Origin of the sequence: Arthrobacter sp. M2012083 (assembly GCF_000281065.1) — a bacterium.
Classification (GTDB): domain Bacteria; phylum Actinomycetota; class Actinomycetes; order Actinomycetales; family Micrococcaceae; genus Arthrobacter.
On record NZ_AKKK01000066.1, the window covers coordinates 67,141 to 87,848 of the forward strand.

Below are 20,708 nucleotides of genomic sequence, written 5' to 3' on the forward strand. Positions count from 1 at the left end.
CAATGGTCAGCACGCCCACCCGCACCCGCGGCAAAGAACCCCGGGACGGGATGTCCAAGGCCGCGTCTGTTGACGACAGCCGGCCCAAGGGGCTCCGCGGACACCTGCGCGGCTTCTGGGAGAGCCTTGAAGGCAAGGGCAAAGCCCCCAACAGCTCCACGTATTACCTGATCCTCGGCTGTGCTCTCGCGTTGACGGCCATCGGCATCATGATGGTGTTGTCCGCCTCCAGCGTTGAAGCCATCTCCGAAGGCAAATCACCCTACGCCGATGCCCTCAAGCAGGCGGTCTTCGGCGTCGTTGGACTTATTGCGATGTACGTCATCTCACGGACCAACGTGAACTGGATGAAGAAACTCTCCTGGTGGGCGCTGGGGGCCGTGATTGTTCTGCTGGCCTTGGTGCAGGTCATGGGCAACACCGTTAACGGCAACAAGAACTGGATCGACATCGGCGGTGTAACCCTCCAGCCCTCCGAGATGGCAAAGCTGATCCTCTGCGTCTGGATCGCTGCCGTCCTCGCCCGGAAGCAGAAGCTCCTTCACCGCTGGATGCACGTCATCATTCCCGTGGTTCCAGGCGCAGGCCTCGTCATCGCGTTGGTGATGTTGGGAAACGACCTCGGAACAGTCATCGTCATCGCGGCGATCACCGCTGCCGGGCTCTACTTCGCCGGCGTACCGGGCCGCATGCTGGCCATCGCCGGTGCAGTGGGCGCAGTCGGTGCCGTCCTGGGGACCATCAGCAGCTCCAACCGCATCTGCCGCATCACGTCGTGGCTGGGAACTGCCTCCCAGCAGTGCACCGAGCAGTTTGATTTCGACTTCCAATCCACCAACGGCATGTACGGCCTTGCGCAGGGGAGCTGGACCGGGCTGGGCCTCGGACAAAGCCGGCAGAAGTACAACTGGCTTCCGGAAGCCCACAACGACTTCATCTTTGCCATTATCGGCGAGGAACTCGGCCTCGTGGGGACCATCGTGGTCCTGGTCCTCTTCGCGATTCTTGGTATTGCCATCTTCCGTGTGGTGGTCAGGCAGACTGATCCTTTCCAGCGCACCCTTGCCGGTGGAATCATGGTGTGGCTGCTCGGCCAGGCAAGCATGAACATGGCCGTGGTGACCCAGCTCCTTCCCGTGGTGGGCGTGCCGCTTCCTTTCATCTCCTACGGCGGCTCCGCGCTGATCATGTCCCTCTGCGGCGTGGGCGTAGTGTTGTCTTTGGCCCGCGGCCAACTGCCAGCGCAGCAGCGTTCAGGATTCCTGCCGCGCCTCATGTCCAAGACAGCACGAAAGCGTACCTAGCACTTCATGACTTTTGATTCCGACAACGCGTCCAAGCCTTTGTCCGTCGTCCTTGCCGGCGGCGGAACTGCCGGTCACGTCAGCCCGTTGCTGGCCATTGCCGGTGCCATCAGGGACAAGCGACCGGAGGCTGCCATCCTTGCTGTCGGTACGCCGTCGGGCATGGAAACCCGCCTCGTCCCCGCAGCCGGGTATGAACTTGCCACCATTGACCGTGTTCCGTTTCCGCGCAGGCCCTCAGCTGACCTCGTTAAGTTGCCATCTCGTTTGAGCGGCGCGGTCCGGCAGGCCCGGCGCATCCTGGAAGAATCCCGCGCGGACGTGTTGGTGGGTGTGGGCGGGTACGTCTGCACACCGATGTACCTTGCCGCCAGGAAACTCAGGATTCCCATCGTCATCCATGAGGCCAACATGAAGGCCGGCCTGGCCAACCGGGTCGGCGCCCGGTTCAGCAACCATGTTGCCGTGGCATTTGCCGGTACCCGTTTGAGGGGGGCACGCCACGTAGGCATGCCTATGCGCCGGGCCATCTCGCAACTTCACAGGACTACTGCTGCCCCTGCCGCAAAGGCTGCGCTTGGCTTGGATGCCCACCGCCCTGCGCTGATCGTCACAGGCGGCTCGTCAGGGGCGTTGAGTATCAACCGTGCCATCACTGCCGCGCTTCCCGCGCTGGCGGCTGCAGGCGTACAGACGCTGCACATTACGGGCATCGGCAAAGCCGTCAAGAATAGCGACGGCGGACTTCTCACTGCGGATGGCTATCGGCAGGTTGAGTACGTGGACGGTATGGAGAACGTCTACGCCGCTGCCGATGTCCTCCTTGCCCGTGCCGGGGCCGGAACCGTCAGCGAGGTAGCGGCGGTGGGAGTCCCCGCAGTTTTTGTGCCCCTGCCCATTGGCAACGGAGAACAGGCACTGAACGCAGCCCCTTTGGTTGCCGCCGGGGGCGCCATGATGGTGGATGACAAGGACCTCAGTCCGGAATGGCTGCGAAGCGAAGTGATTCCGCTTTTGACAGATAGCAGCAGGCTCAGCGACATGGCCCGTAAATCCGAGGCCCTCGGTATCAGAAACGCCGATCAGCGCATGGCTGATCTTGTCTTGGAAGCGGTATCCGCATGACCACCAGCATCGCCCGCCTAGAGTCCCTCGGACGCGTTCACTTCATCGGCATCGGGGGAGTGGGGATGTCCGCCGTCGCACGCATCATGGTGTCACGGGGTGTCCCGGTCAGCGGCACGGATGTCAAGGACTTGCCGGTCATGCGGGACCTCTCCTCGGCAGGAGCGCGCATCGCCGTGGGCTACGACGCCGGAAACCTGGGCGATGCCCAGACGGTTGTGGCCGGCTCAGCCATCCGTGCGGACAACCCGGAGCTGGTGGCGGCGCGTGATGCCGGGCTGCCCGTGCTGCACCGCTCAGAGGCGCTGGCCGCCACCATGGCCGGGCACCGGGTAGTAACCGTCGCGGGAACCCACGGCAAATCCACCACGACTTCCATGGTTGCCGTCCTGCTCAAGGAAGCGGGCTTGGATCCCTCCTTTGCCATCGGCGCGAATGTTCCGGCCCTTGGCGTTAATGCGGCACACGGGGCATCCGATATTTTCGTTGCAGAGGCCGATGAATCGGACGGTTCATTCCTCAACTACCGGCCCTTGATTGCTGTGGTCACCAACGTCGAGGCCGATCACTTGGATCACTATGGGACGCCGGAAGCCGTCTTCGCCTCCTTCGATGCCTTTGCCGCACTCCTTCCTGCCGATGGCGTCCTGCTGGCATGTGCCGACGACGCCGGTGCCCGGGCCTTGGCCGAACGCACAGCGTCCCAGGGGACCACGCGGGTGCTGACGTACGGCACATCCGACAACGCGGACATCCGGCTTCATGATGGCGGCCCGGGCAACGTATCCGTGGCCTATAACGGCGACGTCAACAAACTCGACCTTCAGGTACCGGGGCGGCACAATGCCCTGAACGCGGCAGCTGCGTTCGCCGTCGCCGTCGAACTCGGCGTGGAACCTGGGGCTGCAGCGGCGGCGCTCGGCCACTTTACGGGCGCGTCCCGGCGCTTTGAGCTAAAGGGACAGGGCAGGGGGGTGCGGGTCTATGACGACTATGCCCACCATCCCACGGAGGTCCGTGCAGCTTTATCGGCGGCCCGTTCCGTCGCCGCCGGCAACAAGGTGCACGTCCTCTTCCAGCCGCACCTGTTTTCGCGCACCCGTGAGTTCTCACAGGAGTTCGCGGCCGCGCTGGACCTGGCGGACACCGCCCTGGTCCTGGACATCTATCCAGCCCGCGAGGACCCCATTCCTGGTGTGACAAGCACGCTGATCACCGAGCATCTGGTGAACGGACGGCTGGTTTCCGCCGATGAAGCCGTAGACGCCGTGGCAGCCGTAGCAAGCGACGGCGATGTGGTGCTGACGGTGGGCGCCGGCGACGTCACTGCCTACGGGCCGTCGATTGTGGAGGCGTTGGGTGGCTAGCACCCGCAAGCCCACCTTCAAACCGGCTACGGACGTGCGCCCAAGCAAGGCTGGCCGGCCCCGGGGCGACTCGGCGGAGGTCATTAGTGCGCAGCGGTCCGTTGAACCGGAAGCACATACCTCGGAGAAGCCGGCAACCACTGCCAAGTCCGCAGGCGGTGCCTCGAAGGCGGCTGGCGGGGGCTCCAAAGACGGCAAGGCTCTGCCGGCGGACAACGTCATTGCCTTTCCTGAACCGAAGAAGCGCCGCCAACGGCGGCTCGTGCTCTGGACGCTTTCGATGGTGGCCGTTGTGGTCGGGGCTTTGATCGCAGGAGCGATATTCTCGCCCGTGCTTGCAGTCCGGACAATTACCGTGGATGGCACGACGTTGCTGACGCCGGACGCAGTGCAGAAAGCACTCTCCGGCCTCGAAGGAAAACCGTTGCCACAGGTCAGCGAGCAGGAGATCAACGAGCTCCTGAAACCGCTGGTCCAGGTCAGGGCGGCCACCATGGAAGCGCGGCCGCCATCGGAGCTGCTGGTGCACGTGGACGAACGCGTCCCGGTGGCACTGCTAAAGCAGGGGGACTCCTACGTCATGGTGGATGTGGACGGTGTGCAGCTCGGAGCAACGAAGGACTTGACGGCAGTTGCACTGCCGTTGATCGATGCGGGAGTCGGCACTACCAACACCGGGTTGTTCAAGGCGATTGCTGCTGTGCTGGACACCTTGCCCGCCGATATCCTGGCCAGGATGTCCACGGCTTCTGCAGCATCAGCGGATGCCGTCGAGCTGAAACTGGTGGACGGAAAAACGGTAGTGTGGGGCAATGCCGAGGATAGGGAACTAAAGTCGAAGGCGCTTGAAGCGCTCCTGAGGATGCCGGCGGACCCAAAGGTTCCGGTCAGTGTCTACGACGTCAGTGTTCCCCGGCATCCATTTACGAAATAAGCAGTATTGAGAATGTAACCTGCGGCCGGCGGTGGCCTTATTTCACGACAATCACACGACACGCGCAAGCGGAGATTGCATGTGGGAACCAGAGGAAATACCGTCGCAGTAGAGTTACTTGACATAACTATAACCTTCAACTAGAGGGTTAAGGTCCAAGGATTCAAGTTGGACTCGATCAGTTTCGCTATAGGACACAAGCAAGGGGCACGAAACGTGGCAGCACCGCAGAATTACTTGGCCGTCATCAAGGTCGTCGGCATCGGCGGCGGTGGCGTGAACGCAGTCAACCGCATGATCGAGGTCGGCCTCCGGGGCGTCGAGTTCATCGCCATCAACACCGACGCGCAGGCGCTGCTCATGAGCGACGCCGACGTCAAGCTCGACGTCGGACGTGAACTCACCCGCGGGCTCGGCGCCGGGGCAAACCCGGAGGTCGGCAAGCAGGCAGCAGAAGACCATGCCGACGAGATCGAAGAAGTTCTCCGTGGTGCTGACATGGTCTTCGTTACTGCAGGCGAGGGTGGTGGCACCGGAACCGGTGGCGCACCCGTGGTCGCGCGCATCGCCCGCTCCCTCGGTGCGCTGACCATTGGCGTCGTGACCCGTCCGTTCACCTTCGAAGGCCGACGCCGTGCCGGCTCTGCCGAGGCCGGCATTGACGCCCTCCGCGACGAAGTCGACACTTTGATCGTCATCCCCAACGATCGCCTCCTGTCCATCAGTGATCGCAATGTCTCCGTCCTGGACGCTTTCCGCTCCGCGGACCAGGTGCTCCTTTCCGGTGTCCAGGGCATCACGGACCTTATTACGACCCCGGGCCTGATCAACCTCGACTTCGCGGACGTCAAGTCAGTGATGCAGGGCGCAGGATCGGCCCTCATGGGTATCGGTTCCGCCCGTGGTGAAGACCGCGCCGTCAAGGCCGCCGAACTGGCCATCGCCTCCCCGCTCCTGGAGGCCTCCATCGACGGTGCCCACGGTGTCCTTCTTTCCATCCAGGGCGGCTCCGATCTCGGGCTGTTCGAGATCAACGAAGCTGCCCGCCTTGTGCAGGAAGTGGCCCACCCCGAGGCGAACATCATCTTCGGTGCCGTCATTGACGACGCCCTCGGCGACGAAGCACGCGTGACTGTCATTGCTGCAGGCTTCGACGACGTCAAGGCGACTTCGCCTTCCATGGACCAGTCCCGTCCGGCCCAGAACCCCGTGCCCTCGGACCGTCCGGCTGCTCCGAGCAGCGCGCCCTCCAGCGCCGCCCCGCAGCACGCTACGGCGGGCATCGGCGCGGCAGGGTTGAGCAACTGGGGCCAGCAGCGTCCCTCCGCTCTGCCCGCAGACTCCGGCTTCGACGTCGACCTGCCTGCGGTAGTTGAACCCGACCTTTCGGGCAGCCGCTCGGATGACCTCGACGTTCCCGACTTCCTGAAGTAAGCCACGTTCGGAGAGTCAGTACCAGGTGTTTTGGTGGCGAAATGAAGTACGGCCCGGCGTTTCTGTAGCCTTCACGGATGCAGGCGCCGGGAACCTGGCTCTCCATGTGGGGGATCATCCCCCGGACGTGATGGCCCGTCGCGCCCGGTTGGAAGAGGCTTCCGGGCTGAGTGCCAGCGGTCCGGTTGCAGGGCGGTTCCAATATATGGATCAAGTCCACGGCAACCACGTTGAGTTCATTGCGGCTCACGGTCCCGGACCAACTGCTGATGCGATGGTCTCCGCCGCTGGATCGTCCAGCTCGCAGACACCTACACCAATCCCGCGTAGGCCACAGCCTCTGGCTGTCATGGTTGCTGATTGTGTCCCCGTTGTGCTCGTGGGGAGTGACTCCGACGACAATCCTGTCATAGCAGCTGCCCACGCCGGGCGTCCCGGTGTGGCTGCGGCCGTTGTGCCTGCCACTGTCGAAGAAATGCGACGGCTGGGAGCTGCCAACATCAGCGCTTGGCTCGGCCCGTCCATCTGCGGATCCTGTTATGAGGTCCCGGACCAGCTGAGGGCCGACGTCGCAGCAAAAGTTCCCGGCACATGGTCTTCCACCTCGTGGGGAACGCCGGCACTGGACCTGCCGGCTGGTGTCCGGACCCAATTGGCTGCACTCGACGTGACTGTGGAGTATTCCGGAGAATGCACCCTCGAAAACGACTCCCTATTCTCCTACCGGCGGGACTCCCGAACCGGTCGATTCGCAGGTTTGGTGTGGACGCATGACTAGCCTTGGGTATGGCAATGAACAGCGGCAGGATTCGGGCGGCGACGCGCGTACCACTGAGCTTGCTGACCGGCTCGGCCTGGTCCGGCAACGGATTGATTCGGCCGTCCACGCTGCTGGGCGGACTGATTCACCGCAGCTGATTGTGGTCACCAAGTTCCATCCCGCGGCGGACGTCCGTCGCCTGGTGGCCCTCGGCGTTACGGACGTCGGCGAAAACCGCGACCAGGAAGCCGCCGCCAAGAGTGCTGAGCTCGCAAACGTTGATGTCAAATGGCATTTCATCGGACAGCTTCAGAGCAATAAGGCGAAGTCCGTGGCCAAGTACGCCTCGTCGGTCCAGTCCATAGACCGCGCGGCGGTTGTTGACGCTTTGGCCAAGGCCATCGCCCGTGAAAAGGATGCCACGGGGCGAAGCGACCTCGACTGCTTCATCCAGGTCAGTTTGGACGACGACGCCGGCGCGCACCGCGGCGGTGCCAACCCTTCCGACGTTGAGGTCCTCGCAGGAAAAATACAATCAGCGGAAGGGCTGCGGTTGGCCGGGCTGATGGCCGTGGCGCCGCTGGGGGCCGATCCGAACGCCGCATTTGAAAAGCTCGCCGGGATTTCCCAGGCACTCTGCGCCATTCATCCCGCCGCAACAGGTATTTCTGCGGGGATGAGCCAGGATCTGGAAGCAGCGGTGAAGTTCGGGGCGACACACCTGAGAATTGGCTCCGATATTCTCGGTTCCCGTCCGGCCGTGGGGTAGCGTCAAAGTATTGGAATGACGGGCCGGGGTTCCAATAATGTCAAGTCATGGCGGCCCGCCTACTGCAGAACTGATAGGAGTGCACCATGGCTGGCGCTCTGCGCAAGACAATGATCTATCTTGGGCTCGCCGACGGCGATGAACACTACGAATCTGAGCAGTCCGTCGCCACGCACCACGATGAAGAACGCCCCCAGGCACAGGAACGGGAAGAGCGCCGTGCGCCTGCTCCCGTCCGGGAAGTTGTCCGTGAAATGCCCACTGTTGATGCCGAAGAGGAATACCGCGCACCCGTGACACCCATCAAGCGTGCGGCGTCCAGCCGCGAAGATGCCTCGGGCCTGAGGCAGATCACCACCGTTCACCCGCGTTCATACAACGATGCCAAGGTCATCGGTGAGAGTTTCAGGGATGGCATTCCTGTGATCATGAATGTCACCGACATGGGTGAGGCCGACGCCAAGCGACTCGTGGACTTCTCTGCCGGCCTTGTTTTTGGCCTGCACGGCAGCATCGAGAGGGTGACCAACAAAGTCTTCCTGTTGTCGCCGTCGTACGTTGAGGTCATCGGAGATGACAAGAAGGCCAGCGAAACGCAGGCCAGTTTCTTCAACCAGAGCTGACAACAGTCTTATTGCGGATGCCAGGCGGGTCAACCTGCCTGGCATCTGTGTTGCAATAGTAGGGACCGATCCGCATTCCGGAACAAGTGGGAGATCTGAGCTAACTCGTGGGCATTGTTTTCGGCCTTATCTATATTGTGTTGTTGCTGTTCTTCATTGCCCTGATCATCCGACTCATCTTCGAATGGGTCCAGATGTTCGCCCGCCAGTGGCGGCCAAGGGGTGTGGCGTTGGTTACAGCCCATGTGGTGTACTCCGTGACGGATCCTCCGCTAGGCAGGCTCCGGAGACTCATACCACCGCTCCAACTGGGCGGAATATCGCTGGATTTGGGCTTCCTTATCCTGATTATTGCCGTCAGCATTGCCATGGCAGTGACCAGCAGCCTGGCGTAGCTGCTCCGCGGAACCCGGGCCACCGATGGTCCATAGGCCGCAAATTCTCCAAATCAACACGATGGTGTTGAATTGGAGGAACAAGATGATATTTAGGTACCGTAGTTTTGAACGGCCGGAAGGCCTACTGACTAACTAGACCAACGAGGTGACCAGATGGCTTTGACGCCAGAAGACGTTGTCAACAAGCGCTTTCAGCCGACCAAGTTCCGCGAAGGCTACGACCAGGATGAGGTCGATGACTTCCTCGACGAGATCGTGGTGGAGCTTCGCCGCTTGAACCAGGAGAACGACGAACTTCGCAAGAAGCTCGGCGAAGCTGGATCGGCTGTTCCCGCTGCAACTGCTGCAGCCCCGGTCGTAGAGAAGGTTCCGGCCCCGGTCAAGGTGGACAAGGAAGCCGAGGCGAAGGCGGAAGCCGAAGCCAAGGCTGCCGAAGCTGCCAAGAAGAAGGAAGCCGAGCAAGCTGCCGCCGCTGCCGCAGCTCCGAAGGCACCCGCTGCCAGCAACGGCGTCACCTCTTCTGCTGAGTCTGCTGCAGGCCTGCTTGCCATGGCACAGCAGATGCACGACAAGCACGTTTCAGACGGTGCGCAGCAGAAAGAAAAGATCATTGCCGAGGCTCAGATCGAGGCGTCCAGCCTTGTCAACGACGCCCAGGAGAAGTCCCGCAAGATCCTTGGTGCCCTTGAGCAGCAGCGCTCCGTTCTTGAGCGGAAGGTTGAGCAGCTCCGCGGCTTCGAGCGCGACTACCGTTCACGCCTGAAGGCTTACATCGAGGGTCAGCTCCGCGACCTCGACGCCCGTGGTTCTGTCGCCGCACCTGAGGTTGGCGAAGCAACCGCCGACGTTTAGCAAGTATTCTGAAAGCCGGTGGCTGAGGACTCCTCGGCCGCCGGCTTTTGCTGTTAAAGACTGACAGCAGCCCGCCACGCTTCCCGAATGAAAGCACTATGACCGACGACTTCACCGCTGATGCCGCACAATCGGCGCCTGCCGGGCGCCGTAAGTGGCGTCCTGCCATGCTTTGGCTCTTTGCCGGCTTCGCCGTGTTCGCCTACGTATTTGACCAGCTCACCAAGCTCTGGGTGACCAGCACCATGACGGAGGGTGAGCGCATTCCTGTGCTGCCTCCGTTGCTGCACTGGTACTACATCCGTAATTCCGGGGCGGCTTTTTCCATCGGCGAGAACGTGACGTGGATCTTCACGATCGTCATGGCAGCTGTTTCCGTGGCGATCCTCTTCCAATTGCGAAAGTTGGGTTCTGCGTGGTGGGCGCTTTCCCTGGGACTGTTGCTGGGAGGGGCCCTCGGCAACTTAACCGACCGTCTGTTCCGAGAGCCGTCCTTCGCCATGGGGCACGTGGTGGACTTCATCCAATTGCCTAACTTCGCCATCTTCAACATCGCCGACTCGGCGGTGGTGTCCGGCGTCGTTATTATTTGCCTCCTGACGCTGCGAGGCGTCGGCATGGACGGAACGCGGCATGTGGCCGCGCCCAAGCCTGCCAAAGATGCGAAGCCTGCGGGCGGGACCACGGGGGAGCCTGCTGGTGAGTGAATCTGTAGTGGTCCCCGAAGAGCTGGCCGGCGTTCGTGTTGACGCAGGGCTGGCGCAGCTCCTGGACATTTCCCGGTCCGCGGCGGCGTTGCTGATTTCAGAGGGCAACGTCACAAGCGGCGGAGTGGCACTGGGCAAATCGGCAAAACTCGTTGCCGGCGCGTTGATTGATGTCACGGTTCCCGAGCGTCCGGATCCCTTGGAAGTCGTGGAGGAAGTTGTGGAAGGCCTGAAGATCCTGCTGGACGACGAGGAATTCGTTGTCATCGACAAGCCTGTGGGGGTCGCTGCCCATCCCTCGCCCGGCTGGGTGGGCCCCACCGTAGTGGGGGGTCTCGCCGGCGCCGGATACCGTATTTCAACCTCGGGGGCACCTGAGCGGGCGGGAATCGTTCACAGGCTCGACGTCGGTACTTCCGGCGTGATGGTCGTGGCCAAGACCGAGCACGCCTACACCGTCCTGAAGCGGGCGTTCAAGGAACGTACCGTGGAGAAGGTTTATCACGCGGTCGTCCAGGGACTGCCTGATCCGCTGGAGGGCACCATAGACGCGCCGATCGGGCGTCACCCGGGCCATGACTGGCGGTTCGCCGTCATCGAGGACGGCCGGCCGTCGGTGACCCATTACGAGGTCCTGGAAGCTTTTGGCAAGGCGACCTTGGTGGAGGTCCATTTGGAGACCGGCCGGACGCATCAGATCCGCGTCCACTTCTCTGCGCTTCGGCATCCGTGTGCCGGAGACCTCACCTATGGGGCAGACCCTCGTCTCGCTGCGAACCTCGGCCTCACCCGGCAATGGTTGCACGCCCGCCAGCTGGGATTCACCCACCCCCGCACGGGCGATTGGGTTGAAGTCAGCAGCGACTACCCGGCCGATCTCCAGTACGCCTTGGATTTACTGGCGACTGGCACCGCATAGACGGACTTCACCGCCCGGGTCCGACTTCTGTCAGACCCGGGACGGTAGACTGTCGTGGTGACTTCCAGCAATGATTCGTTCGTCCATCTGCACACCCACACCGAATACTCCATGCTGGATGGAGCTGCCCGGCTCGGTGAGCTGTTTGATGAAACCGAACGCCTGGGGATGCCCGCCCTGGCCACCACGGACCACGGTTATTTGTTCGGTGCTTTCGATTTCTGGCGCAAGGCCACGGACAAGGGCATCAAGCCGATCATCGGCGTCGAAGCGTACGTCACCCCTGGTACTGCCCGCGGGGACAAGGAACGCGTGCGCTGGGGCGATGAAAGCCAGCGCAAGGACGATGTCTCAGGTGGTGGCTCATATACCCACATGACGCTGTTGAGTTACAACAACGTAGGCATGAGGAACCTGTTCAGGGCCTCATCCATCGCGTCACTGGATTCTGTTTTTGGCAAGTGGCCCCGGCTGGACCGGGAACTACTCAACACCTACTCCGAAGGCCTGATCGCCACCACGGGTTGCCCTTCCGGGGAAGTCCAGACCAAGTTGCGGCTTGGTCTTTACCGTGAGGCTGTGGAAGCCGCAGCGGAGTTCCGCGATATTTTTGGAGCGGAGAACTACTTCTGTGAATTGATGGACCACGGGCTGGACATTGAACGGCGCGTCACGGGCGACCTCTTGCGCCTTGCCAAGGAGCTCAACCTCCCGCTGGTGGCCACCAACGACCTCCACTACACGCATGAACACGACGCAAAGGCCCACGAGGCCTTGTTGGCGATCCAATCCGGGTCCACGCTCCTGGAACCTACGTACGACAATGGCGGCTCACGCTTCGCTTTCTCGGGCAGCGGCTACTACCTGAAATCTCCGCAGGAAATGCGGGAACTTTTCCGCGATCACCCTGAGGCCTGCGACAACACGCTGCTCATAGCCGAGCGCTGCGAGGTTTCTTTCAACACCGGTGCCAACTACATGCCGCGCTTCCCTTGTCCTCCGGGGGAGGACGAGACCTCCTGGCTGGTCAAGGAAGTGGATGCCGGCCTGAAGTACCGCTATCCCCAGGGCATTCCCGATAAGGTTCGCAAGCAGGCGGACTACGAGCTTGGCGTCATTACGTCCATGGGATTCCCCGGGTACTTCCTGGTGGTTGCCGACTTCATCAACTGGGCCAAGAACAACGGGATCCGCGTGGGTCCCGGGCGTGGATCCGGTGCAGGCTCCATGGTGGCGTACGCCATGCGCATCACCGACCTCGACCCCCTACAGCACGGCCTGATCTTTGAACGCTTCCTCAACCCGGACCGCGTTTCCATGCCCGACTTCGACGTCGACTTCGATGATCGCCGCCGCTCCGAGGTGATCGACTACGTCACCAAGAAGTACGGCGACGAGCGTGTGGCCATGATCGTCACGTACGGAACCATCAAGACCAAGCAGGCGCTCAAGGACTCCTCGCGCGTGCTTGGTTACCCGTTCAGCATGGGCGAGACGCTGACCAAGGCACTTCCTCCTGCCGTCATGGCCAAGGACATTCCCTTGGCGGACATTCAGAACCCGGAATCCAAGCGTTACAGCGAAGCAGGGGATTTCCGCCAGCTGATCGCCACGGATCCGGAGGCCGCCAAGGTCTTCGAGACGGCGCTGGGCATCGAGGGACTGAAGCGCCAGTGGGGTGTTCACGCGGCTGGTGTCATCATGTCCTCGGACCCCATCATCGATGTCATTCCCATCATGCGCCGTTTCCAGGACGGCCAGGTCATCACCCAGTTCGACTATCCGACGTCCGAAGGCCTCGGCCTGATCAAGATGGACTTCCTGGGTCTCCGAAACCTGACGATCATTTCGGATGCCCTGGAAAACATCAAGATGAACCGCGGCGTTGACCTGGATCTGGAAAACCTGGAGCTCGACGACGCTGCGTCCTACGAGCTCCTGGCGCGCGGTGACACCTTGGGCGTGTTCCAGCTCGACGGCGGGCCCATGCGGTCCCTGCTCAAGCTGATGAAGCCCGACAACTTCGAAGACATCTCCGCTGTTCTTGCGCTGTATCGGCCGGGACCCATGGGCGCCAACGCCCACACCGACTACGCCCTGCGCAAAAACGGGATCCAGGAAGTAATCCCCATCCACCCGGAGCTGGAAGAGCCACTGAAGGAAATCCTGGGCGGCACCTTTGGCCTGATCGTGTATCAGGAGCAGGTTATGGCCGTGGCCCAGAAGCTGGCCGGCTACTCGCTCGGCCAAGCCGATATCCTCCGCCGCGCCATGGGTAAGAAGAAGAAGTCCGAGCTGGACAAGCAGTTCGCTGGCTTCTCCCAAGGCATGCAGGACAATGGCTACTCAATGGCCGCCGTGAAGACGCTCTGGGACATTCTGCTCCCGTTCTCCGACTACGCCTTCAACAAGGCCCACTCGGCAGCCTACGGCGTGATCTCCTATTGGACGGCCTACTTGAAGGCGCACTACGCGCCGGAGTACATGGCCGCCCTGCTGACGTCCGTGGGTGATGACAAGGACAAGTCCGCCATCTACCTCAACGAGTGCCGTCGAATGGGCATCACGGTCCTCCCGCCGGACGTCAACGAATCCTCGCTGAACTTCACCCCTGTGGGAACGGATATCCGGTTCGGCATGGGAGCCATCCGCAATGTCGGCGTCAACGTGGTGGATGCCATGGTGGCCGCCCGCACTTCCGAGGGCAAATACACCTCGTTCAAGGACTTCCTCTTGAAGGTGCCTGCCGTGGTGTGTAACAAGCGCACCATCGAATCGTTGATCAAGGCCGGAGCGTTCGATTCACTGGGCCACCATCGGCGTGCTTTGGCGATGATCCATGAAGAAGCAATCGACTCCGTGATCACGCTCAAGCGCAACGAGGCCATTGGCCAGTTCGACCTTTTCGCGGGCTTTGAAGACCAGGAGCCTGAAGCGTCGTTGACGACGGAAATCCCCGACCTGCCTGAGTGGGAGAAGAAGGACAAACTCTCCTTTGAACGGGACATGCTTGGCCTTTACGTTTCTGACCATCCCCTGCAGGGATTGGAAGGCGTCCTCAGCCAACACGCCGAACAGTCCATTACGTCGATCATCGCCGAGGATGGACCGCACGACGGCGCAATAGTCACCATTGCGGGGATGATCACCTCACTGAGCCGCAGGATCGCCAAGGCCAGCGGAAACGCCTATGCCCGGGCGGAAATCGAAGACCTCGGCGCTTCCATGGAGGTCATGTTCTTTGGCCAGGTGTACGGGCCCATCGCTTCGGTCCTGGCTGAGGACTTGATCGTGGTGGTCAAGGGCCGCCTGCAGCGCCGGGATGACGGAGCGGTCACTTTGAACTGCATGGAGCTTTCCGTGCCGGATCTCAGTGAAAGCGTGAACGGTCCCGTCGTCATCACGATTCCCACGTTCAAGGCCACCGAGGCAGTGGTGACCGACCTGCGTGACGTGCTGCGAACCCACCGCGGAAATTCAGAAGTCCGGCTCAAGCTGATGGGCGACACGAAGGTGGAGGTCATGGGCTTGCCCGTTCATATGCGGGTCAACCCCAGTCCTTCGCTTTTTGGTGACTTGAAGGTCCTGCTGGGTCCTGCCTGCCTGGATAACTAGCAGGCTCGCGGCTGCTCGGTCAGATTTCGTAATCGAGCGGCGCGGGCTTGCTGTATCCGCCGCTGTGGTACAGCAGGGGAGTGCCGTCCTCGCCCACCTGGCCATCTATGACCTCGACCACCACCACAGCGTTGTTCTCGAAAGACAGGCGCATCTGGATCCTACCCACAAGCCAGCCGCTGACGTCCTTGAGAATGGGCACGTCGTGGGGGCCGGGCTCCCAATGGTCGCCTTCGAATCGATCGCGTGTCCGCGCGAAGCGATTGGCGAGGGCCTGGTTTTCAAGCCCCAGCATATGGACTCCGATGTACTCCGCGTTGGCCACAGCGGGCCAGGAACTGGAGCTCCTGGCCATGTTGAAGGTAAATCGGGGCGGCTCGGCAGACAGCGAGGCCACAGACGTGGCAGTGAAGCCGAAGGGCCTGCCGTTGAGATTTGCAGTGATGATGGCGACTCCAGCGGCGTGCCGACGGAACATCTCCCTGAATGTCTGCTCGAAGCCGGATGGTTCGCTGGGCACGTCGGTTTTACTCCTGAATCGGGGCCATGGATCTCTCCTTCAGAGTATTCCTCCCGGACTGCGAGCCCCACATTTTTGTCGGGTCGGCGTGAACCTTTGTTAATGTGAGTTGCATGACCGATTCCACCGTGCACGTCACCGCCGTCGCAGAACAGTTGCCTGCCTCCAAACCGCGGCGCTCCAAGGACGTCCTTTGGCTGGTCCTTCCGGCGGCTGTGGGTGTGGTGGCTGGACTCCTCTGGTGGCTCCTTGCTCCGGGCGGACTGAACCTTGTCTCGGGCAATCCGGATTTGGCGAATGCGGCGAATCCTGATTCCTGGTTGCCCCGGGACTTGGTCCTCGCAGCCCTGATGCTGTTGGCAGGGTGCCTCACCGGCGTCATGCTGGACGGAAAGCTAAACGGCGTTGGTGCCACACGGCGCTTTGCCTTCGCTCTCCTTGGGGGTGCTTTGGGCGCGCTTTTCGCTTGGTTGGCGGGGCTGCTTGCCGCCCAGTTGCTGGGGCCGGCCCCGGACCCGGCCCTTGGCCCCGGGTTTGGCTTCACGTTGCGCTCCTATGCTGTGCTGGTCCTGTGGCCCGCTGCCATCGCCTTTATCACGTTCGTACTGGCGCTGTTCGGGGTTCTGTCGAAGAAGCCCGTAAAATAGCGGAGTGACCACTTCCTCGGATACTTCCGCCCTCCCCACTGACGCCCTCAACTTCCGGAGCATCGATTTCCGGGGCCGCCACCTTTCCCTGGCTGAGCTGCGCGCAGCTGTGCCAAGGGCGCAGCATCAGACGATGGCGGACGCCGAACAGAAGGTCCTGGACATCATTTCCGACGTCCGTAGCCGTGGCTTTGCCGCCCTGGGCGAACTGGCCAGGAGGTTCGACGGCGTGGAACAGTCCCACCCCAGGGTCCCGGCTGAGGCGCTCACCCAGGCGTTGGCCGGACTCGACCCAAAGGTCCGCGCAGCCTTGGAGGAGTCCATCAACCGGGCCCGGCAGTTTGCGGACCAGCAGCGCCCCGCCAACGTTGATGTACAACTTGGTGACGGCGCCGTTGTCAGCCAAAATTGGATTCCCGTGGGGCGTGTTGGGCTGTACGTTCCCGGTGGACTCGCCCCTTTGGCGTCATCTGTCATCATGAACGTGGTCCCCGCGGTTGCCGCCGGCGTGGAATCCATTGCGCTTGCCTCCCCGCCGCAGAAAGACTTTGGGGGCCTCCCGCACCCCACCATCCTGGCCGCGGCGAAGCTCCTGGGCATTGACGAGGTGTACGCCATCGGCGGCGCACAGGCCATTGTTTCGTTTGCTTACGGCATCCCTGGCACAGGTGATGAACTGTCTATTGAGCCCGTTGACGTTGTCACGGGCCCGGGCAACATTTTTGTGGCCACAGCCAAGCGTCTCGTCAAGGGTGTGGTGGGCATCGATTCGGAGGCCGGAACCACGGAGATCGCCATCCTTGCCGATTCCACCGCACAGGCCCCGTTGGTAGCCGCCGACCTCATAAGCCAGGCGGAGCACGATCCCAAAGCAGCTTCCGTCCTGGTGACGGACTCAGCGGAGTTGGCTGACGCCGTCGTGCTTGAACTGGCGCAGCAGGCCGCCGCCACAAAGCACAGTGCCCGCGTTCTTGAAGCGCTGTCCGGACCACAGTCCGGTGTGGTGTTGGTGGATGATCTTGAGCAGGGAATCGCCGTCTGCAACGCCTACGCCGCTGAGCACCTGGAGATCATGACGGCGGACGCTGCCACGGTGGCATCGCGGATTCGTAACGCGGGCGCGATCTTCGTGGGCGACTTCAGCCCGGTAAGCCTGGGGGACTACTGCGCAGGTTCCAACCACGTGCTGCCCACCAGTGGGACGGCAGCTTTTTCGTCAGGTCTCAACGTCACCACGTTCCTCCGCGCGGTTCAAGTCATCAACTATGATCGCTCTGCCTTGGAGCAAGTCAGCGGACACATCGTTAGCCTGGCGGGTGCAGAGGACCTTCCGGGTCACGGAGACGCTGTCCGAATCCGCTTCGCGTCAGGGCAGTAACCACTACATATAAGGGTGCACACCACTACATGTAGTAATTACACGCTTGTCATTACGGTGTGGCGGACCGTAAACTGGTGCCGGAAGTGAATCTTCCGGCACCTTTGCGTATCCGGCGTCCTGCCGCCTACGAGTTCCGTGCCGGAGCTGTCAGGGGAGGCCCAGCGTGTATTGTCCGTTCTGCCGGAATCCCGACTCCCGCGTCGTCGACAGCCGAATGGCTGACGACGGTTCATCCATCCGCCGCCGCCGCCAGTGCCCGGAATGTGGACGCCGCTTCACCACAGTGGAAACCACCAGCTTGTCGGTGATCAAGAGGTCCGGAGTCGGCGAACCTTTCAGCCGCATCAAAGTCATCAGCGGAGTCCGCAAGGCATGCCAGGGACGTCCGGTCACTGAGGACGATCTTGCAATGCTCGCCCAGGAAGTCGAGGAGAATATTCGTTCCTCGGGCGCAGCGGAGATCGATGCCCATGAGGTGGGCCTGGCGATTCTGGGCCCACTCCGGAAGCTTGACGAAGTGGCCTACCTTCGTTTTGCCAGCGTGTATCAGGCGTTTGAGTCCTTGGAGGACTTCGAGTCAGCCATCTCGCTCCTACGCCATGAGGCAGAAACGGCGAAGGCGGGCGTCAAGGAAGCCAAGGGTTCGGAGAAGAGCCAACTATAGCTCCGGTGGCGGCAGCGGAGGGGAAGCCGCAGCCGCCACCGGCATCGATCCTGACCGGGATCAGCGCCCGCCGGACACAGGGAGCACGGCTCCGGTAATGTAACCGGCCTCATCCGACATCAGCCACATCACCGCTGCAGCCACCTCCTCCGGTTCCGCGCCGCGGCCCATGGGAATGGTCGGGTTTAGTCTCTCCACCCGGTCCGGCATTCCAGCTGCTGCGTGAAGGCCGGTATTGGTGCTGCCCGGGGCTACGGCGTTGACGCGGATGCCCTGTTTGGCGACTTCTGCGGCGAGGCCAACAGTCAACACATCCACTGCCCCCTTGGTGGCTGCGTAGTGGACCCAGGTCCCGGGAGAGCCCGCCTTGGTGGCTGTGGAGGAGATGTTAACGATTGAGCCGCCGCTGCCACCGTTGTCCGTGGAAAGTCGCCGAACTGCTTCCTGGCACATGAAGATCATTCCGGCCACATTGACATCAACAACCCGTTGGACAGTTTCGGCTGGTACTTCCACGAGGCTACCGATCAAGTTTCCAGTGATCGCCGCGTTGTTGATGACGGCGGTCACAGGGCCCCAACCAGCGGCTTCGTCGAACAGACGTCCGACGGCGGCTGGTTGGCTGACGTCGGCCTGCACGGCATGTGCCTTGCCGCCTTGGGCCAGAATGCGGTTGACAACCTTCCGTGCCCCTTCAGCGTCTGCAGAGTAATTGACCATCACGTGATAGCCGGCAGCCGCCGAGGCAAGTGCCACGGCGGCTCCGATCCCGCGACTGGCGCCGGTAACGATGGCGACTCCGCGTTCACCGTGCTGGTCGGCCATTTCGGCCTTTGTCATGCCGCGGCTACTTTGCGAGCTTGTGGTGCAAGGCAACCTCGAGTGCCGCGCCCACAATACCGGCATCGTTCTTCAACTTTGCCGTGACGATTTTGGTCCGCAGCTTTAGGTGCGGGAAGTACTCGTCGGAGCGCTTGGAAATGCCGCCACCCACAATGAACAGTTCGGGGGAGAACAGGAACTCCACGTGCTGGAGGTAGCGGTTCAGCAGGACCCCGTACTCGTCCCAGCTCAGGCCGTCGCGTTCGCGGGCCACCGCGGAGGCCTTGGTCTCGGCGTCGTGCCCGTCCACCTCAAGATGACCGAGCTCGGCATTGGGGACCAGCTGTCCATTGAAGATGAATGCCGATCCGATGCCTGTGCCCAGGGTGATCACCAGTACGGTGCCGTCCACGCCCTCGCCTGCGCCGTAACGGGCTTCGGCGAGGCCGGCCGCATCGGCATCATTGATGACCTCTACGGGACGGCCGAGGCGTTTGGTGAAGGCGGCATCGATGTTGGTACCCAGCCAGGTCTTGTCCACGTTGGCCGCGGAGTTGACCACGCCGTGCTGGATGATGCCGGGGAACGTCACACCCACGGGGGAGTCCGCTGCCGGTGCGTCGGGACGGCTGGAGAGTTCCTCAACGATTTGGGCGACAACCTCAGCTACAGCCTCAGGCGTGGCGGGCTGCGGAGTGGGAACGCGGAAGCGGTCGCCAATCAACTTGCCCTTCTTCAGGTCGACGATGCCGCCCTTGATGCCGGTACCACCGATGTCGATACCGATCAACGGGGCGTTCTTGTGGGTCTTCTCATCCTTCTTGGACAATGCATTTCCGATCATGGCAGGAGGGGATGGGCATGGCGCAGCCGCCCGGGCTGCGTGGACCTTCCGGAGAGCTCAGGGAAGGGTAAGGATTTCCGCGCCGGTCTCGGTGACCAGCAGGGTGTGTTCGAACTGGGCCGTGCGTTTGTGGTCCTTGGTGACAACCGTCCAGTCGTCGGCCCACATTTCCCATTCGATGGTGCCGAGGGTCAGCATGGGTTCGATAGTGAAGACCATGCCTGCCTCGATCACGGTGTTGTACGCCGGGGCTGCGTCGTAATGCGGAATGATGAGGCCGGTGTGAAAGGCCTCGCCCACGCCGTGGCCGGTGAAATCCCGGACTACGCCATAGCCGAAGCGTTTTGCGTAGGACTGGATGGCACGGCCGATTACGTTGATTTCGCGGCCAGGGGCCACGGCCTTGATGGCCCGGTTGAGCGACTCCTGCGTACGCTCAACCAGCAGACGGGATTCTTCGTCCACGTCGCCAACCAGGAAAGTGTAGTTGGTATCCCCATGCACGCCGTTGATGAAGGCAGTGATGTCAATGTTCAGGATGTCGCCATCCTGCACCACGGTCGAGTCCGGGATCCCGTGGCAAATGACCTCATTGAGGGATGAACACAGGGACTTGGGAAAGCCCCGGTAGCCGAGGGTGGACGGGTACGCGTTGTGGTCCAGGAGGAACTCGTGCCCCACCTTGTCCAGTTGGTCCGTGGTGACGCCGGGCTGGATATGTTTGCCGACCTCGACGATCGCTTGCGCAGCGATCTTTCCGGCGATCCGGATCTTCTCGATGGTCTCGGCTGACTTCACCTCGGAGCCCGTGAACTTGGCGGGTGCCTTCTTGCCGACATACTCCGGCCTGGGAATCGACGCCGGGACGGGTCGTTCAGGGGTGATGGTTCCCGGGGTGAGGGCGCCAATGGGTGCAGTCGAAGCAAGAGAAGGCATAGATTGATCATATAAGGCACACAAGAGACGTAAGTAACAAAGTGTGGCCGGGTTCCTGTGACCCCGCCAACGTTACGCGTCGAAGGG

The 20,708-nt window shown here is 62.0% G+C and carries 20 protein-coding genes; 16 read left to right on the forward strand and 4 right to left on the reverse strand.

Features of this window, described 5'->3' with window-relative positions:
• Window positions 1-2 precede the first annotated feature (2 nt).
• From ftsW to dnaE, 13 genes are all read left to right on the forward strand, one after another.
• Window positions 3-1,304 carry a putative lipid II flippase FtsW gene (ftsW, locus tag A477_RS0121125; RefSeq protein ID WP_017200843.1) on the forward strand — a complete coding sequence of 434 codons (1,302 nt, stop codon included), beginning with the start codon at window positions 3-5 and terminating at the stop codon, window positions 1,302-1,304.
• 6 nt (window positions 1,305-1,310) lie between these two features.
• A complete protein-coding gene (murG, locus tag A477_RS0121130) occupies window positions 1,311-2,429 on the forward strand; it encodes an undecaprenyldiphospho-muramoylpentapeptide beta-N-acetylglucosaminyltransferase (protein WP_017200844.1) in 1,119 nt (372 codons plus the stop codon).
• A complete protein-coding gene (gene murC, locus A477_RS0121135) occupies window positions 2,426-3,796 on the forward strand; it encodes a UDP-N-acetylmuramate--L-alanine ligase (protein ID WP_017200845.1) in 1,371 nt (456 codons plus the stop codon). The genes murG and murC overlap by 4 nt, the downstream gene beginning before the upstream one ends.
• Window positions 3,789-4,730 (forward strand): cell division protein FtsQ/DivIB, encoded by a 942-nt coding sequence (locus A477_RS0121140; RefSeq protein ID WP_017200846.1) that lies wholly within the window; start codon window positions 3,789-3,791, stop codon window positions 4,728-4,730. Before murC ends, A477_RS0121140 begins: the two co-directional genes overlap by 8 nt.
• Before the next feature lie 216 nt (window positions 4,731-4,946).
• Complete coding sequence (ftsZ, locus tag A477_RS0121145) at window positions 4,947-6,164, forward strand: cell division protein FtsZ (RefSeq protein WP_017200847.1); 1,218 nt, start codon at window positions 4,947-4,949, stop codon at window positions 6,162-6,164.
• Between the two features lie 25 nt (window positions 6,165-6,189).
• Complete coding sequence (locus A477_RS0121150; protein ID WP_017200848.1) at window positions 6,190-6,942, forward strand: purine nucleoside phosphorylase YfiH/LACC1 family protein; 753 nt, start codon at window positions 6,190-6,192, stop codon at window positions 6,940-6,942.
• Window positions 6,935-7,693 carry a YggS family pyridoxal phosphate-dependent enzyme gene (locus tag A477_RS0121155; protein ID WP_017200849.1) on the forward strand — a complete coding sequence of 253 codons (759 nt, stop codon included), beginning with the start codon at window positions 6,935-6,937 and terminating at the stop codon, window positions 7,691-7,693. The genes A477_RS0121150 and A477_RS0121155 overlap by 8 nt, the downstream gene beginning before the upstream one ends.
• Window positions 7,694-7,779: 86 nt before the next feature.
• Entirely contained in the window at window positions 7,780-8,316 is a 537-nt protein-coding gene (locus A477_RS0121160) for a cell division protein SepF (RefSeq protein ID WP_011774422.1), read from the forward strand.
• 107 nt (window positions 8,317-8,423) lie between these two features.
• Window positions 8,424-8,711, forward strand: a complete 288-nt coding sequence (locus A477_RS0121165) for a YggT family protein (RefSeq protein ID WP_017200850.1) — start codon at window positions 8,424-8,426, stop codon at window positions 8,709-8,711.
• 156 nt (window positions 8,712-8,867) lie between these two features.
• The gene (locus A477_RS0121170) at window positions 8,868-9,566 is read left to right on the forward strand and encodes a DivIVA domain-containing protein (RefSeq protein ID WP_017200851.1); all 699 of its coding nucleotides are present in this window, start codon (window positions 8,868-8,870) and stop codon (window positions 9,564-9,566) included.
• A 98-nt stretch (window positions 9,567-9,664) separates the two neighbouring features.
• Window positions 9,665-10,273, forward strand: a complete 609-nt coding sequence (gene lspA, locus A477_RS0121175; RefSeq protein ID WP_017200852.1) for a signal peptidase II — start codon at window positions 9,665-9,667, stop codon at window positions 10,271-10,273.
• On the forward strand, window positions 10,266-11,192 hold the full coding sequence (locus A477_RS0121180; protein ID WP_017200853.1) for an RluA family pseudouridine synthase: 927 nt from the start codon (window positions 10,266-10,268) through the stop codon (window positions 11,190-11,192). The genes lspA and A477_RS0121180 overlap by 8 nt, the downstream gene beginning before the upstream one ends.
• 57 nt (window positions 11,193-11,249) lie before the next feature.
• Window positions 11,250-14,807 (forward strand): DNA polymerase III subunit alpha, encoded by a 3,558-nt coding sequence (dnaE, locus tag A477_RS0121185; protein ID WP_026005822.1) that lies wholly within the window; start codon window positions 11,250-11,252, stop codon window positions 14,805-14,807.
• Between the two features lie 19 nt (window positions 14,808-14,826).
• On the opposite strand, the gene A477_RS0121190 is transcribed toward dnaE, so the two are convergent.
• Complete coding sequence (locus tag A477_RS0121190; RefSeq protein WP_017200855.1) at window positions 14,827-15,327, reverse strand: flavin reductase family protein; 501 nt, start codon at window positions 15,325-15,327, stop codon at window positions 14,827-14,829.
• Between the two features lie 113 nt (window positions 15,328-15,440).
• On the opposite strand from A477_RS0121190, the gene A477_RS0121200 reads away from it, so the two are divergent.
• The 3 genes from A477_RS0121200 to nrdR all read left to right on the forward strand — a co-directional run bounded on the left by A477_RS0121200 (window position 15,441) and on the right by nrdR (window position 18,019).
• The gene (locus tag A477_RS0121200) at window positions 15,441-15,974 is read left to right on the forward strand and encodes a hypothetical protein (RefSeq protein ID WP_017200857.1); all 534 of its coding nucleotides are present in this window, start codon (window positions 15,441-15,443) and stop codon (window positions 15,972-15,974) included.
• Window positions 15,975-15,978: 4 nt separating this feature from the next.
• On the forward strand, window positions 15,979-17,352 hold the full coding sequence (gene hisD, locus A477_RS0121205) for a histidinol dehydrogenase (protein WP_017200858.1): 1,374 nt from the start codon (window positions 15,979-15,981) through the stop codon (window positions 17,350-17,352).
• 166 nt (window positions 17,353-17,518) lie between these two features.
• Complete coding sequence (nrdR, locus tag A477_RS0121210) at window positions 17,519-18,019, forward strand: transcriptional regulator NrdR (RefSeq protein ID WP_026005824.1); 501 nt, start codon at window positions 17,519-17,521, stop codon at window positions 18,017-18,019.
• 60 nt (window positions 18,020-18,079) lie between these two features.
• On the opposite strand, the gene A477_RS0121215 is transcribed toward nrdR, so the two are convergent.
• From A477_RS0121215 to map, 3 genes are all read right to left on the reverse strand, one after another.
• Entirely contained in the window at window positions 18,080-18,859 is a 780-nt protein-coding gene (locus A477_RS0121215) for an SDR family oxidoreductase (protein ID WP_017200860.1), read from the reverse strand.
• 7 nt (window positions 18,860-18,866) lie between these two features.
• Entirely contained in the window at window positions 18,867-19,670 is an 804-nt protein-coding gene (gene ppgK / locus A477_RS0121220) for a polyphosphate--glucose phosphotransferase (RefSeq protein WP_026005825.1), read from the reverse strand.
• A 72-nt stretch (window positions 19,671-19,742) separates the two neighbouring features.
• Window positions 19,743-20,621, reverse strand: coding sequence for a type I methionyl aminopeptidase (map, locus tag A477_RS0121225; protein WP_017200862.1), 879 nt, complete (start codon window positions 20,619-20,621; stop codon window positions 19,743-19,745).
• Window positions 20,622-20,708: the final 87 nt, after the last annotated feature.

Coding starts and splice junctions, on each gene's coding strand:
- A477_RS0121170 (WP_017200851.1), top strand. CDS start 8,868: ATGGCTTTGACGCCAGAAGACGTTGTCAACAAGCGCTTTCAGCCGACC.
- A477_RS0121215 (WP_017200860.1), bottom strand. CDS start 18,859: ATGACAAAGGCCGAAATGGCCGACCAGCACGGTGAACGCGGAGTCGCC.
- A477_RS0121160 (WP_011774422.1), top strand. CDS start 7,780: ATGGCTGGCGCTCTGCGCAAGACAATGATCTATCTTGGGCTCGCCGAC.
- lspA (WP_017200852.1), top strand. CDS start 9,665: ATGACCGACGACTTCACCGCTGATGCCGCACAATCGGCGCCTGCCGGG.
- ftsW (WP_017200843.1), top strand. CDS start 3: ATGGTCAGCACGCCCACCCGCACCCGCGGCAAAGAACCCCGGGACGGG.
- A477_RS0121155 (WP_017200849.1), top strand. CDS start 6,935: ATGACTAGCCTTGGGTATGGCAATGAACAGCGGCAGGATTCGGGCGGC.
- murC (WP_017200845.1), top strand. CDS start 2,426: ATGACCACCAGCATCGCCCGCCTAGAGTCCCTCGGACGCGTTCACTTC.
- A477_RS0121200 (WP_017200857.1), top strand. CDS start 15,441: ATGACCGATTCCACCGTGCACGTCACCGCCGTCGCAGAACAGTTGCCT.
- map (WP_017200862.1), bottom strand. CDS start 20,621: ATGCCTTCTCTTGCTTCGACTGCACCCATTGGCGCCCTCACCCCGGGA.
- murG (WP_017200844.1), top strand. CDS start 1,311: ATGACTTTTGATTCCGACAACGCGTCCAAGCCTTTGTCCGTCGTCCTT.